Source organism: Sporosarcina sp. SAFN-015 (assembly GCF_059415085.1).
The window spans coordinates 553,023-566,046 of record NZ_JBPFDR010000001.1 but is presented as its reverse complement, the minus strand read 5'-3'; the positions used below and the strand labels follow the sequence as shown (position 1 = coordinate 566,046).

The 13,024-nt window shown below is 42.9% G+C and carries 17 protein-coding genes and 2 riboswitches; of the genes, 11 read left to right on the top strand and 6 right to left on the bottom strand.

All coding sequences use genetic code 11. The annotated features are described in order from the left end of the window. Window positions 1-60 precede the first annotated feature (60 nt). Complete coding sequence (locus tag ACR65H_RS02640) at window positions 61-702, top strand: HD domain-containing protein (protein ID WP_440498508.1); 642 nt, start codon at window positions 61-63, stop codon at window positions 700-702. An 88-nt stretch (window positions 703-790) separates the two neighbouring features. Here the strand turns inward: ACR65H_RS02640 and ACR65H_RS02635 are convergent, their stop codons facing one another. Further along, window positions 791-1,021: a DUF2187 family protein gene (locus ACR65H_RS02635; RefSeq protein WP_440498507.1), complete on the bottom strand. Its 231-nt coding sequence runs from the start codon at window positions 1,019-1,021 to the stop codon at window positions 791-793. 354 nt (window positions 1,022-1,375) lie between these two features. Between ACR65H_RS02635 and ACR65H_RS02630 the strand changes: the two genes are divergently transcribed. The 7 genes from ACR65H_RS02630 (at window position 1,376) to ACR65H_RS02600 (ending at window position 5,370) form a co-directional block, all read left to right on the top strand. Next, the gene (locus tag ACR65H_RS02630) at window positions 1,376-1,639 is read left to right on the top strand and encodes a metal-sensitive transcriptional regulator (RefSeq protein ID WP_440498506.1); all 264 of its coding nucleotides are present in this window, start codon (window positions 1,376-1,378) and stop codon (window positions 1,637-1,639) included. 76 nt (window positions 1,640-1,715) lie between these two features. Beyond that, complete coding sequence (locus ACR65H_RS02625; RefSeq protein ID WP_440498505.1) at window positions 1,716-2,195, top strand: DsrE/DsrF/DrsH-like family protein; 480 nt, start codon at window positions 1,716-1,718, stop codon at window positions 2,193-2,195. Window positions 2,196-2,210: 15 nt separating this feature from the next. Next, complete coding sequence (locus ACR65H_RS02620) at window positions 2,211-2,507, top strand: rhodanese-like domain-containing protein (protein ID WP_440498504.1); 297 nt, start codon at window positions 2,211-2,213, stop codon at window positions 2,505-2,507. Between the two features lie 50 nt (window positions 2,508-2,557). Further along, complete coding sequence (locus tag ACR65H_RS02615) at window positions 2,558-3,127, top strand: sulfurtransferase TusA family protein (RefSeq protein WP_440498503.1); 570 nt, start codon at window positions 2,558-2,560, stop codon at window positions 3,125-3,127. Between the two features lie 28 nt (window positions 3,128-3,155). Further along, window positions 3,156-4,283 carry an MBL fold metallo-hydrolase gene (locus ACR65H_RS02610; RefSeq protein ID WP_440498502.1) on the top strand — a complete coding sequence of 376 codons (1,128 nt, stop codon included), beginning with the start codon at window positions 3,156-3,158 and terminating at the stop codon, window positions 4,281-4,283. Window positions 4,284-4,312: 29 nt separating this feature from the next. Next, a complete protein-coding gene (locus tag ACR65H_RS02605; RefSeq protein ID WP_440498501.1) occupies window positions 4,313-4,543 on the top strand; it encodes a sulfurtransferase TusA family protein in 231 nt (76 codons plus the stop codon). A 53-nt stretch (window positions 4,544-4,596) separates the two neighbouring features. After that, entirely contained in the window at window positions 4,597-5,370 is a 774-nt protein-coding gene (locus ACR65H_RS02600; RefSeq protein WP_440498500.1) for a sulfite exporter TauE/SafE family protein, read from the top strand. Between the two features lie 102 nt (window positions 5,371-5,472). Here ACR65H_RS02600 and ACR65H_RS02595 read toward each other — a convergent pair whose 3' ends face one another. Together ACR65H_RS02595 and ACR65H_RS02590 are read right to left on the bottom strand one after the other, a co-directional pair. Further along, window positions 5,473-6,000, bottom strand: coding sequence for a DUF4871 domain-containing protein (locus ACR65H_RS02595; RefSeq protein ID WP_440498499.1), 528 nt, complete (start codon window positions 5,998-6,000; stop codon window positions 5,473-5,475). A 181-nt stretch (window positions 6,001-6,181) separates the two neighbouring features. Then, entirely contained in the window at window positions 6,182-6,805 is a 624-nt protein-coding gene (locus tag ACR65H_RS02590) for a glycerol-3-phosphate acyltransferase (RefSeq protein ID WP_440498498.1), read from the bottom strand. A gap of 428 nt (window positions 6,806-7,233) precedes the next feature. Further along, window positions 7,234-7,349, top strand: a riboswitch (SAM riboswitch). Window positions 7,350-7,470: 121 nt separating this feature from the next. Here ACR65H_RS02590 and ACR65H_RS02585 point away from each other — a divergent pair. Together ACR65H_RS02585 and ACR65H_RS02580 are read left to right on the top strand one after the other, a co-directional pair. Next, on the top strand, window positions 7,471-8,763 hold the full coding sequence (locus tag ACR65H_RS02585) for an O-acetylhomoserine aminocarboxypropyltransferase/cysteine synthase family protein (RefSeq protein WP_440498497.1): 1,293 nt from the start codon (window positions 7,471-7,473) through the stop codon (window positions 8,761-8,763). Window positions 8,764-8,816: 53 nt separating this feature from the next. After that, entirely contained in the window at window positions 8,817-9,803 is a 987-nt protein-coding gene (locus ACR65H_RS02580) for a homoserine dehydrogenase (protein ID WP_440498496.1), read from the top strand. A gap of 47 nt (window positions 9,804-9,850) precedes the next feature. On the opposite strand, the gene ACR65H_RS02575 is transcribed toward ACR65H_RS02580, so the two are convergent. After that, a complete protein-coding gene (locus tag ACR65H_RS02575) occupies window positions 9,851-11,368 on the bottom strand; it encodes a BCCT family transporter (protein ID WP_440498495.1) in 1,518 nt (505 codons plus the stop codon). Between the two features lie 266 nt (window positions 11,369-11,634). After that, window positions 11,635-11,865 (bottom strand): helix-turn-helix domain-containing protein, encoded by a 231-nt coding sequence (locus ACR65H_RS02570; protein WP_440498494.1) that lies wholly within the window; start codon window positions 11,863-11,865, stop codon window positions 11,635-11,637. A 102-nt stretch (window positions 11,866-11,967) separates the two neighbouring features. Here ACR65H_RS02570 and ACR65H_RS02565 point away from each other — a divergent pair, with 102 nt between their 5' ends. After that, window positions 11,968-12,270: a DUF2512 family protein gene (locus ACR65H_RS02565; RefSeq protein ID WP_440498493.1), complete on the top strand. Its 303-nt coding sequence runs from the start codon at window positions 11,968-11,970 to the stop codon at window positions 12,268-12,270. Window positions 12,271-12,386: 116 nt separating this feature from the next. Here the strand turns inward: ACR65H_RS02565 and ACR65H_RS02560 are convergent, their stop codons facing one another. Continuing rightward, window positions 12,387-12,872 (bottom strand): QueT transporter family protein, encoded by a 486-nt coding sequence (locus ACR65H_RS02560; RefSeq protein ID WP_440498492.1) that lies wholly within the window; start codon window positions 12,870-12,872, stop codon window positions 12,387-12,389. Between the two features lie 6 nt (window positions 12,873-12,878). After that, a riboswitch (PreQ1 riboswitch) is annotated at window positions 12,879-12,923 on the bottom strand. Window positions 12,924-13,024 lie beyond the last annotated feature (101 nt).

The window sequence follows — 13,024 nt, the reverse complement described above, 5'->3', positions numbered from 1 at the left end:
TAAATTAGATGAAATAAGGGAAAGTATTGATAATGCCTACTGTAGAAAGGTGAGATTAGGATGGGTGTACATCAATATTTTAAAAGCTTATCTGATTTAGAACAAATTATTCGTTGTCCAGGCAAGTTCAAATATCAGCATCATTCCGTTGCCAGCCATTCATTTAAGGTGACAAAAATTGCTCAATTTCTTGGAACGGTTGAAGAAAAGGCTGGGCAGAAAGTTGATTGGAGAATCCTATATGAAAAGGCATTGAACCATGACTACGCGGAACTTTTTACTGGAGATATAAAGACACCGGTAAAATATGCTTCAAAGGAGTTAAAGCAACTGTTCAGTGAAGTAGAGGAAGAAATGACAAGAAAGTTTGTAGAAAAGGAACTTCCATCTGAGTTTCAAAATATTTACTTAGAGCGATTTAAGGAAGGTAAAGATGAAACATTGGAGGGTCGCATTTTATCTGTAGCTGATAAAATTGATTTACTTTATGAAGCTTTTGGTGAAATTCAAAAAGGTAATCCAGAACCATTGTTTATAGAGATATACGAAGAAGCATTAAGAACAATATTGTTGTTTCAAAATATGAACTGCGTAAAATACTTCCTCGACCATATACTGACGGATATGCTCAGCGAACGTTTTACTGAACATGGGGAGTTATCGGGCATTGCAATGCGGATAATTAAAGAATGTAATAGTTGAAAGACTTACATAAAAGTCGTCATTTCTAAAGAAATTCCAAAAGAAAAAGGGCACTCCCTGGTAGAGATGCCCGTCTTTTACGTATAGATTAGACTACGGAGTAGTTCTTGTGGGAAACAACGGTGAGATTGGATGCGACACCGATTCGGTCTGCATCTTCCTCCGAAATCTTAACGATGACTGAGTTCTCAAGAATTTTTTGTATCGTTCCATTCACCTCATAATCATTGCGAACGAACGAAATTTCCTCATCGATATGACGAGCTGCGACAAAATCTGAAACAGGTTTTTCACTGCGTGGAAAAGCCAATCTGATCACTCCTACTGTTCATTCTCATCATTATTCTTAATAAAAAAATGCTTGGGCATGCCCAAAGCAATCGAATCGTGATGGAAAACAACTAGTTGAAAACGATCTCTATTAAGTTGTCTATTATTATTGTATCATAAATTGTCGCACTTTGCAGAAAGCATGATTTGCTTGGGTATATCGCTTGCAGCAACTTTACGGTGTGCGAGTCGACGATCCTGATATGAGCATAACTCCGGGAAATCGCGCCATAACCTGTTTGAACTCAAGCATAACCTGCGCCAGAAATCATAAACACTTGACATTATACCTGCAGGGGTATACAATCAGTCTTGTAATCAACGAGAAAGGAGCTGAACGCAGTTGGAATACGATGATAAAGTCATTAATCGATTAAAAAGAATCGAAGGCCAGATTAAAGGGATTTTGCGGATGATCGAAGAAGGAAAAGACTGCAAAGAAGTCGTTACACAATTGTCTGCTTCCCGTTCTGCGATTGACCGTACAATCGGCGTCATTGTCAGCTCAAATATCATTGCATGTATGCAGAATATTGATGAAAGCAATTCGATGTCCCAAGAGGATATTGTGAAAGAGGCGGTTGATCTTCTCGTAAAGAGTCGCTAAACAGTTGACTCTTTTCTTTTAAAGGTTTATTATACCCCTACGGGTAATGGTAATTTAGAAAGAAAGGATGATTGTGTTGTCAGAAACGAAAAAGACGACCATTGTTTTGTTCAGTGGAGACTACGACAAAGCAATGGCTGCTTATATTATTGCAAATGGAGCTGCGGCTTACGATCATGAAGTGACAATCTTCCATACGTTTTGGGGATTGAATGCACTCCGTAAAGAAGAACAGGTTCCTGTGAAGAAAGGGTTCCTTGAAAAGATGTTCGGGAAAATGATGCCTCGTGGTGCTAATAAAATGGGCATCTCGAAAATGAATATGGCTGGAATGGGACCAAAAATGATTAAGCACGTCATTGAAAAACATAATGCGATGACGCTTCCCCAATTGATTGAACTGGCGCAAGAACAGGATATTAAACTTGTCGCTTGTACGATGACAATGGATTTGTTAGGTCTTCATCAAGATGAATTGCTAGATGGGATTAACTATGCAGGGGTAGCTGCTTATTTAGCTGATGCACAAGATGGCAATGTAAATTTATTTATCTAAATAGGAGGAAACAATATGAATGAATTGACAGCAATAGAAATCGAAACAAAATTATCCGCTGGGCAAACGCTGAATATTATTGATGTTCGTGAAGTCGACGAAGTAGCTGAAGGTGAAATTCCTGGTGCGATCAATATCCCTCTAGGATTGTTGGAGTTCCGCATGAATGAACTAGATAAAGCAAAGGAATATATTATGGTTTGTCGCTCCGGCGGACGCAGCGGGCAGGCAACGAAGTTCTTGGAAAGCTACGGATACCGAGTAGTAAATATGACTGGCGGTATGTTGGCTTGGGAAGGTCCTACTGAGTAATTTTTTTATGCAGAAAAATATACCCCCATCGGTATTAGGAGTGACGGAAAATGATAAAAGCGGATCACATAATCGATGCAAAAGGATTGGCATGCCCTATGCCAATCGTCAAGACGAGAAAAGCGATGAAAGAATTGGAACTCGGGAGTGTTCTTGAGGTCCAGGCAACCGATAAAGGTTCTACCGCCGACCTCAAAGCTTGGTCGGAAAGTTCAGGACATCAATTCTTAGGTACAACTGAAAAAGATGGAGTGCTTACCCATTATTTACGAAAAACTGAAGGACAGGAAAAAGAGGAAATGAGTTATCCTCATGTTATTTCTAATGAAGAATTGGAAACTGCACTTTCGAACCGAAAGGAGATTGTTTTATTGGATGTCCGTGAAACTGCGGAATTTGCTTTCGGCCATATTCCAGGCGCCCAATCGCTTCCGCTTGGTGATCTAGAAAAATCTTTTAACGAATTAGATAAAGAAGCTTCTATCTGCATTGTTTGCCGATCAGGCAATCGAAGCGACATGGCTGCACAAAAACTTGCTGCAGCAGGATTCAAGAACGTAAAAAATGTTGTACCCGGCATGAGTGGATGGAAAGGTCCCATTGAAAAATCTGTTCAATAACGCACTTACCTAGATAGGAGGAGATAGTATGTCAGTTACACCGATGACGGCTGCAGAGGTTGCAAAAAAGGTGATCAATAAAGAGAACTTCTTTATTTTGGACGTCCGTAATGAAGATGCATTCGCCGATTGGAAAATTGAAGGGGAAAATATTCAACATTTGAATATCCCGTATTTCAATCTATTGGACGGTGTGGAAGAGAGTCTACATCAAATCCCGAACGATCAAGACGTCATCGTCGTCTGTGCGAAGGAAGGCTCTTCAGTTTTCGTCGCGGAAATGCTTGCTGAAGAGGGACGTGATGTTTCCTACTTACAAGGCGGCATGAAGGCGTGGAGCGAATATTTGGAACCGGTGAAGGTGGGAGACTTGAAGGACGGCGGCGCGATCTATCAATTCGTGCGCATCGGAAAAGGATGCCTTTCTTACATGATTGTGTCGAACGGTGAAGCTGTCATTGTAGATGCGACAAGAATGACGAATGTCTTCCTAGATTTCGCAAAACAATTAGACGTGAAGATTACGCATGTGCTCGACACACATTTACACGCCGATCATATTTCTGGCGGACGTAAGCTTGCCGAAGCCGTGAATGGAACATACTGGCTGCCGCCTAAAGACGCGACAGAAGTTATGTTTGCATACGAACCGTTAGAAGATGGCCAAGTCATAAAAGTCGGGAAATCGAAAATCGATATCCAAGCACTATATTCACCGGGCCATACAATCGGCTCCACTTCGTTTATTGTCGATGAAGCTTATTTATTGTCAGGAGATATATTATTTATCGATTCAATCGGGAGGCCAGACCTTGCAGGGTTGGCGGAAGATTGGGTCGGCGATCTGCGGGAAACTTTGTATAGCCGCTACCGCGAGTTGGCGGAGGATCTTCTTGTTCTTCCAGCGCATTTCATGATTATCGAAGAATTGAATGACGACGGAAGTGTGTCCAAGAAGTTAGGGAAGCTTTTTGCGGATAACCACGGTTTGAATATTGAGGATGAACAGGAATTCCGTCAATTAGTGACAGGAAACTTGCCGCCTCAACCGAACGCATACCAAGAAATTCGACAAACGAACATGGGCAAAATTGCTCCTGATGAAGAAACACAGCGTGAAATGGAAATTGGACCGAACCGTTGCGCGGTACGGTGACAAATTAATTATAAGGAGAAGATGACAAAATGGACGTAAAAAAAGTATTAGACGCAAAAGGGTTGGCATGCCCAATGCCGGTAGTACGTGCAAGGAAGACAATGAAAGAAATGGAAGTAGGAGAAATTATAGAAATTCAAGCGACTGACAAAGGCTCGGTTGCTGATTTGACAGCATGGGCAAAATCAAGCGGCCATAAAATGATTGACCAAAAAGAAGAAGCAGGCGTCTTCATGTTCTGGATTAAGAAAGCTGAATAAAGGGTGGGGGTATCTAAACAGATACCCTTTTCCTAATTAGGGAGAGTGATTTTATGGATATGGCATTTATTGTTACAATTTTTCTCATTGGATTTATAGGGTCCTTCATTTCCGGCATGGTCGGAATTGGTGGATCAATCATCAAATATCCGATGTTATTATACATTCCGCCATTGCTCGGAATTGCCGCATTCTCTGCACACGAAGTGTCAGGAATCAGTGCAATCCAAGTGTTCTTCGCGACGATATCCGGAGTGTGGGCGTACCGGAAAGGCGGATATCTCAACAAGACATTGATCATTTATATGGGAAGCGCGATTTTAGTCGGAAGCTTTATCGGAGGGTATGGTTCCAATTTGATATCGGAAGGAATCATCAATCTTGTGTATGGCATTTTGGCGACGATTGCGGCCATCATGATGTTCATTCCGAAAAAAGGTTTGGATGATATCCCTGCCGATAAAGTCGTTTTCAATAAATGGCTTGCAGCTGTACTTGCTTTCGTTGTTGGGATTGCTGCCGGCATCGTCGGAGCTGCCGGTGCTTTTATTCTAGTTCCGATCATGCTCGTCGTCTTAAAAATCCCGACACGCATGACAATTGCAACGTCACTCGCCATCACATTCATCTCATCGATTGGCTCGACGGTAGGGAAGATCGTGACCGATCAAGTTCTTTACGGACCAGCCGCCGTTATGATTGTAGCGAGCATCCTCGCCGCTCCACTAGGGGCAAAAGCGGGACAGAAGATGAATACGAAAGTATTGCAGGGCATATTAGCGGTATTGATTTTAGGGACGGCTGTGAAGATTTGGTTGGATTTTTGATGGTATGAGGATTTTAGCTTCATGGGCAGTGTTTTACTCACATAACAACCTCACAAAGAGATAGAGGAAATCTCTCCGTGAGGTTGTTGCAATTTAGATGAGTTAGACTTCCAATACGTTTACAACAACTTCTCCGAATAATTTATCGCCAATATAAACTTCTAACTTCCATAGACCCGGTGTTGGAAACTCCATATTTGATGGAACGTGTGTAGTAGCTCCATTGTTAGGGCTTATTCCAACTTCCGGATATTCCCAAACCTTTTCACTATGAGACGTACCTGCATCTCTAATAAGGATTTTGTGTTCTTCTCCTTTTTCGTTAATACCGATAACTTTTAATTTCCCACTGAATTCTTCTTTCTCCCCCCAAAAATGCCACATATATTTATTACCCTTTTCTGCAATAATTGGTTGGGCTTCGGCTTCTCCAACTTTTCCTGAACCAATTAAAAAACCTAATTTCTCTTCCTCTCCGATTAAGATATACGTGCCTTTAGTGTCATCACCGAAAGTAACCGGAATTTCAAAAGTTGGACTAACATCCCATTTCTCTTCAACAGCTTTTGTTTCTTCTGAACATCCTACTAACATTGTTGTCAGTAATAATCCTAAAATAACTTTCTTCATAATGGCCTCCTTTTGTCGCTGGAACATGATTACATATATATTAACATGTTATTCTGATAAGTATAAAAATAAGACGATAGACCAAAAAGACGAATTCCTAATAGGATTCGCCTCTTAAAATACCTTTTATTTCACTATGTTATCCTTCTGAATAGAATTACGTGCTCATTCATTCCAAATTCTATTTTTTCTTGAATGATGCGCGTATTCGCGTCTCTGTACCTTCACGGATCCGTTTGAAGTTTTCAATATGCTTCCAGATCGCCATTAAGAAAAGCAAAACAGCGACGAGGATCGCCCACATGTTACCTACTATAATTGACATTGTTAAAAGAGTGATATAAAGCATGATGACTCCGAAAACAAGTACATCCGTTATGAGTGCCACAAGAATGAACAGGATAAACCCGGCGAGCCCAAACCGCCAATCAATCGCAAATAGTACGCCGATTACAGTTGCAGTGCCTTTCCCGCCGTTGAATTTCATATGGAAAGGGAAGTTATGGCCGAAAATAACTGATGCACCGGTAATAAATAATAGCAATGTGATTTGTTCCGCGGAAAGACCAAAATGATCGGCAAGTAATCGAATTGCGATGACCGCAAAAATCCCTTTTCCGATATCAATCAATGCAACGAGTGCGCCATACCGTTTTCCGAGAACAATCATCGCATTCGAAGCCCCAGCATTTTTCACACCGGTCTCTTTCAAATTAACCCCAGAAATCCAGCGTGCAACTGTCGAGCCATGCAGGCAACCGACCAAATATCCACAAACTAGGGTAGCTAAAATCCATAACGTCATAAGAATCCCCCAAAATTAGTATATTGATATGAACCAACGTCCAAGGTAGGATGAATCGCGTCCAAAGAAGCCTTCTTCGCGCTCAAGAATCCACGCATGCGCTCAAAGAGTCTGCACCTGCGCTCAAGAATCCTCACATGCGCTCAAAGAGTCCGCATCCGCGCTCAAGAATCCACGCATGCGCTCAAAGAGTCCGCATCCGCGCTCAAGAATCCACGCATGCGCTCAAAGAGTCCGCATTTGCGCTCAAGAATCCGAATCCGCGCTCAAAATATCCATCCACACAAACCCATCCGGTGGCCTGACTACTAAAATTATTATAACATCAGAGACAAAGCGCAAGTTTCAGAAAAAAATAAATTCACCCCTTGACTTTTCGAAAAGAGTCTCCTATACTGTTCAACAAGATGAAAAACTGAATACCCAAACTCTTATCAAGAGCGGCGGAGGGACTAGGCCCTGCGATGCCCGGCAACCGGCAAGTGACGAACTTGCAAAGGTGCTACTTCCTACAGATTCGTGCAAACGGTCTGAAAGATAAGAGGAGGAATAAGCGAAAGCGTAACCCTTCTCTTAGCGAAAGGGGTTATTTTTTTTATTCCAAAAACCCCCAACGCCTCCGCATTGCCTTTTCATCTTACAAAAATCCACTGGAGGTAATACAAATGACAAAACTTCAACCTGAAACTCTTCTTTTACACGGTGGCCAAAAGCCGGATCCTATTACAGGTTCTCGTGCTGTGCCGATCCACCGTACTACTGCTTTCGTTTTCCGCGACACTGAACATGCCCAAAACTTATTCGGCTTGCAAGAAGCAGGCAATATTTACACAAGAATCACGAATCCGACCGTTGCTGTCTTTGAAGAAAGAGTTGCACTTTTGGAAGGAGGAACAGCAGCTGTCGCTCTTTCTTCCGGTATGGCGGCTATCGCCTTTTCCATTTTGAACATTGCTGGAGCAGGGGACGAAATCGTAGCTGCGGGCAACCTATACGGTGGTACGTATAATCTATTCGCCGTCACGCTTCCTCGCTACGGCATCAATGTGAAATTCGTCGATGCAGAAGATCCTGAAAACTTCCGTGCTGCGATAACGGACAAAACAAAAGCGGTCTTCGCTGAAACGATCGGGAACCCGAGCCTTCAAGTGCTCGATATCGAAGCGGTCGCAAACATTGCGCATGAGAATGAAATCCCATTCATCATCGATAACACATTTGCATCTCCATACGGATCGAATCCAATCGAGTTCGGGGCGGACGTTGTCATTCATTCCGCGACGAAATGGATCGGCGGTCACGGAACGACAATCGGCGGTGTCGTTGTAGACGCGGGGAAATTCGACTGGACGCGAGGCAAGTTCCCGGGCTTCACTGAGCCGGATCAAACATACAACGGACTCCGCTACGGCATTGACACTGCGGCGGCTGCATTTGCGACGAAGCTACGTGTCCAATTACTGCGCGATTTCGGACCTTGCCTAGATCCAGACAGTGCATTCAACTTCCTGCAAGGACTTGAGACACTTCATTTGCGCGTAACACGCCATAATGAAAATGCAGTTAAAGTGGCTGAGTTCCTGAAATCTCATCCATCCGTCGAGTGGGTGACATACGCCGGTTTGGAAGATCATCCGACGTACGAAAATGCTAAGAAATACTTGAAAAATGGCTTCGGTTCGATCATCGTCTTTGGAATTAAAGGCGGCCGTGAAGCCGGTCGCAGAGTAATCGACAATATTACGTTATGGTCACACGTAGCGAATGTAGGGGATGCAAAATCTCTAATCATCCACCCAGCTTCGACGACACATCAGCAATTGTCTGCTGAAGATTTGAAAAAGACAGGAACGCCGGAGGAACTGATCCGTCTATCTGTCGGACTTGAGTCTACGGAAGATACGATTGCAGACCTCAAGCAAGCAATCGAAAAAGCTGCGCCTGTCGGAGTTCGATAATAGAGCGTCATTGATTGTTACAATAATAAACCAAAGTTAAGGAGGGTGGTATAATGCCGTCAATTAAAGTGGCCATACTCGGTTTTGGTACGGTCGGTGAAGGTGTGTATAGAATCCTGCAGGAGAAGCGGGAGGAGATTAAAGAGAGCACTGGTTTCACAGTTGATGTCGTATCCATCCTTGTGAAAGACAAGGCGAAAAGACGCAAGCCGATTCAAGGAGCAAAATTCACAGACGACATTCAGGAAATATGGAGTAATCCAGAAATCGATGTTGTCTTCGAAGCAATTGTCGGGGAAGAGCCTGCCTATACGTTTTTGTCGGAAGCGATTGAGAAGGGCTGCCACATTATTACTGCGAATAAAAAGATGTTCGCCAAACACGGACCTGCTTTACTGAAACATGCAGGGTTCCGCAATGTGCAAGTCGGATTCGAAGCGACAACAGCTGGAGGCGTCCCGATTATTCGGACAGTGACAAATCTTGTTGCAGGCGACCGCATTAAACGGATTCAAGGTATTTTAAACGGGACGTCAAATTTCATTTTGACGAAAATGCGTAAAGAAGGTTCTTCGTTCCAAGCAGCTCTCTTGCATGCCCAGAAAAACGGGTACGCGGAAGCGGATCCTGCGGATGACGTGGATGGTACGGACGCGTTCCGCAAGCTGATGATTTTAAGCTCGCTCGCTTTCGGCAGACAGCCCGATTGGGAGGACGTACCAGTTATCGGAATTGATCATTTGGAGTCAATCGATATTATCGATGCATCCAAAGGTGATCTTCGCTATCGTCATGTAGCTGATATTTGGAAGGACGAAAAAGGGAAGCTGCAAGCAACGGTAGGGCCAGTTTTAATCGGGGCTGATCATCCGCTATTCAGTATAGACGGTGTCGACAACGCAATCATCGTAGATACCGAATATCTAGGACCATTAACTTTGGTAGGTCCTGGTGCCGGCATGTATCCAACAGGAAGTGCAATGATTGCAGACTTGTTGCATATCATTCGTCAACATGAATCGGTCCTAGTACTAAACTAAAAAGTGGAGGAGGAATCTTAGATTCCACCCTCCACTTTTTGTATTTATTACACAATGTCATTTACTTTCTTTTTCCTTGGCCGCTCACTTTTTGGCCGTTCACTTTGCAATGCTTTGATCAAGGAAACGATCATCAGCAGCATAATAAATGAGAACGGCAAGGCGGCAATGATGATGGTGTTCTGCAATGCTGTCAATCCATTTACAGAGAGCAAAATGACCGCAATGGCAGATTGGATAACACCCCAAATGATCTTCACGTTATTCGGCGGGGTCAAAGAACCATACGTGGACTGCATGCCTAATACAAACGTTGCTGAGTCTGCGGACGTGATGAAGAACGAAGCAATTAGAAGAACCGCGACGACTGATATGAAGAATGACCATGGCATCGAATGGAACATTTCAAAAATCGTTAATTCGGTATCTGCTTTCGCTAAGTCTGCAATCCCTTCACGCTGCATATTGATGGCGGTTGTTCCGAAAGCTGAGAACCAGAAAGCGCTCAAAATGGTTGGCGCCAACATGACTACAACCATGAATTCTCGGATTGTTCTTCCTTTCGATACACGCGCGATGAACATGCTGACGAACGGTGCCCAAGAAATCCACCAAGCCCAATAGAAGATAGTCCAATCTTCTAGCCATTCGCGATGAGCATCGTTCAACGGTGCCGTACGGAAACTCATCGAAACGAGGTTGGCAAGATAGCCTCCAATTGAATCAGTGAACACATTGAAAATAAGTAAAGTCGGTCCAACGATGAGGACGAAGCCTAATATGGCAAGGGCAAGAACCAGATTTGTATTCGACAAGTACTTAATCCCTTTGCCAAGCCCCGACCAAGCCGACATGACAAAGAGTACTGTGACGACTGCAATTATAATCAGTTGTGAAGAGAATCCGATAGTAAAGCCGAAAAGATAATCCAGCCCTGCGTTAATTTGAACAGCACCGAAGCCGAGAGAAGTGGCAACGCCAAAAGCTGTTGCAAATACGGCAAGAACATCGACGAGGACACCCCATGGTCCCTCCATTTTTTTACCGAAAATCGGCTTCAATGTTGCTGAAATTAACCCCGGTTCTCCTTTGCGGAATTGGAAATAGGCAAGTGCAAGACCGACAATTCCGTACATCGCCCATACATGCAATCCCCAATGGAAGAATGTGTAGCGCATCGCTTCTTTGAAGGCTGCGTCTGAATTTGGTTCGGCCGTCGCTGGATTAATGGCGTAATGGGATAATGGTTCAGCTGCCCCGTAAAAGACTAAACCGATACCCATACCTGCGGAGAATAGCATTGCAATCCAGGTGATTGTCGTAAACGATGGACGGTCCGTGTCTTGGCCTAAACGCACTTTTCCAAATGGACTAAAGATGAAGAATAGGCTAAGCACAAGAAGAAATGATAGCAGTAGCATGTAATACCATCCGAATGAAGATGAAACGAAGGATTTTATGGAAGTTGTGACGGCTTCAAAACTTTCCGCCGCAGTCACTCCGTAGCCGACCGCCAAGATGATCAGGCCAATTGTTATATAAAATACATTTGATATTTTTCGCATGTTTCCCCCTATGGATCATGAATTTTTGAAACGACTACATACTATACCAATCATATAGCAGGAAAGCAAAAGGGGTGAAAAAGTAAACACGTACACAAATAGCTTGTTTTATTTTTTTATAAATACGTATAAGGTGCATCCTATAGGTGTCCAGTAGGAGTAAATCGAAAATTGCGGATTGTGAATCCGGTTTGGGCTGAATGAAAAAATTGTGTCTTTCTGACTAGAACACATCCCTGTTTTCATTTTACCCTTGTTACCGACTTTTAATCCTCGTCTTTAATATCAAGATCTGGAGGCAACGGTTCACTCAAATAGTCTTCAATCTGCCTTTTTAACGTTTCGAGCTGATTAAAATAAGTGCCAAACTGACTTTGATTAATAAGGTATTGATCGCCGTCGTGCACGGATCGTATGCGTCCTGCCCAAACGTACTTCCGAACTTGCTCAATTGGCATCCCTAAATATTCTGCAGTTTCTTCAATTGTCATATACATACCAAAACTCTCCTTCTGTTTTCTTTACATTATAAACGAATGATACTTTGCATGTATTTGGGCAGTTTAAAAAGTAATAGACGAATGGAGGTATTGATCATTTTGAACGAAGAATCTAACGTGAACCATGGAAGATCTATTTTAATAAAAGCAATATTGATTTTCCCGATTTTATGGATTGTTTTAACATTGTTTAACGGTGTTTCTTTTTGGCACTCAACCATTTTAGGAATCGCTTTATTAGTCATTTCCTATTTAGGCGATATGATGTTACTCCCGAAAATAGGCAATATGGCTGCGACAATTGGAGATGTGTTGTTAGGGTTTATCGTTTTATGGGGGGATTACATTTGCTTGGATATACGGATTCTATGGGAGAAGCATTTTTTGCAGGGGTACTCGTAAGTATAGGGGAATACTTTTTTCATTCTTGGCTTTTGAAAACGCATTTCGGCAGCACATATTTAGATGAAGCGTAAGAAAAAAACGAGGGTGGCATTATGTAATGCCATCCTCGTTTTTTATATGAGTTTGCTGAAATTGAGCCGTTTATCCAAAGCGACCATAACAGGAATGCCAACTGCCATGACGACGAATTCGCCAACAGCGACAAAGAGCCATGTTAGTAAGAAAGGAAACTCCAATGCGATGTTCAATTCCCAAGCTATGAGGAACATCGTAAACGTGAAGACAATTGTATTGAAAAACATCCGTCGGTATAACCCGTCGATGAACTTGGCGGATAGGATTGTAATCGACAGGGCGAGTACGGATTGCCCGACCCCGAATACAAGATCAATCGGTCCAAGTTCGGAAAAGAACATGTTGGCGATAAATACGCCTAGAACGACACCGACGATATATTTTTTATTGAACACAACGAGATGATTGAACATCTCAGACAAGCGGAACTGGATGTTTGTGAATCCGAACGGGGCAATCAAAAACGTCACAGCAACATACAACGCAGCGATAATACCGCTCGTTGCCATCATTTTTACTTTCATATTCATTTCTCCTTAGTTTTTTTTCGTGGGAGGTTCGCGAACCACGTGGCAAAAAGCCTGCCTTTCAGTCTATCATAGGACTATTGAACGTTCAAGAGCCGTTTTATATGGCAAGCTGATTTCCCTTGAAAACGGGTATGCTATTTTCAAAT

Bases quoted from the DNA above. Each gene is read 5' to 3' on its own strand.
- ACR65H_RS02640 (WP_440498508.1), top strand. From the start codon at position 61: ATGGGTGTACATCAATATTTTAAAAGCTTATCTGATTTAGAACAAATT.
- ACR65H_RS02620 (WP_440498504.1), top strand. From the start codon at position 2,211: ATGAATGAATTGACAGCAATAGAAATCGAAACAAAATTATCCGCTGGG.
- ACR65H_RS02615 (WP_440498503.1), top strand. From the start codon at position 2,558: ATGATAAAAGCGGATCACATAATCGATGCAAAAGGATTGGCATGCCCT.
- ACR65H_RS02610 (WP_440498502.1), top strand. From the start codon at position 3,156: ATGTCAGTTACACCGATGACGGCTGCAGAGGTTGCAAAAAAGGTGATC.
- ACR65H_RS02605 (WP_440498501.1), top strand. From the start codon at position 4,313: ATGGACGTAAAAAAAGTATTAGACGCAAAAGGGTTGGCATGCCCAATG.
- ACR65H_RS02600 (WP_440498500.1), top strand. From the start codon at position 4,597: ATGGATATGGCATTTATTGTTACAATTTTTCTCATTGGATTTATAGGG.
- ACR65H_RS02595 (WP_440498499.1), bottom strand. From the start codon at position 6,000: ATGAAGAAAGTTATTTTAGGATTATTACTGACAACAATGTTAGTAGGA.
- ACR65H_RS02590 (WP_440498498.1), bottom strand. From the start codon at position 6,805: ATGACGTTATGGATTTTAGCTACCCTAGTTTGTGGATATTTGGTCGGT.
- ACR65H_RS02585 (WP_440498497.1), top strand. From the start codon at position 7,471: ATGACAAAACTTCAACCTGAAACTCTTCTTTTACACGGTGGCCAAAAG.
- ACR65H_RS02580 (WP_440498496.1), top strand. From the start codon at position 8,817: ATGCCGTCAATTAAAGTGGCCATACTCGGTTTTGGTACGGTCGGTGAA.
- ACR65H_RS02575 (WP_440498495.1), bottom strand. From the start codon at position 11,368: ATGCGAAAAATATCAAATGTATTTTATATAACAATTGGCCTGATCATC.
- ACR65H_RS02570 (WP_440498494.1), bottom strand. From the start codon at position 11,865: ATGTATATGACAATTGAAGAAACTGCAGAATATTTAGGGATGCCAATT.
- ACR65H_RS02560 (WP_440498492.1), bottom strand. From the start codon at position 12,872: ATGAAAGTAAAAATGATGGCAACGAGCGGTATTATCGCTGCGTTGTAT.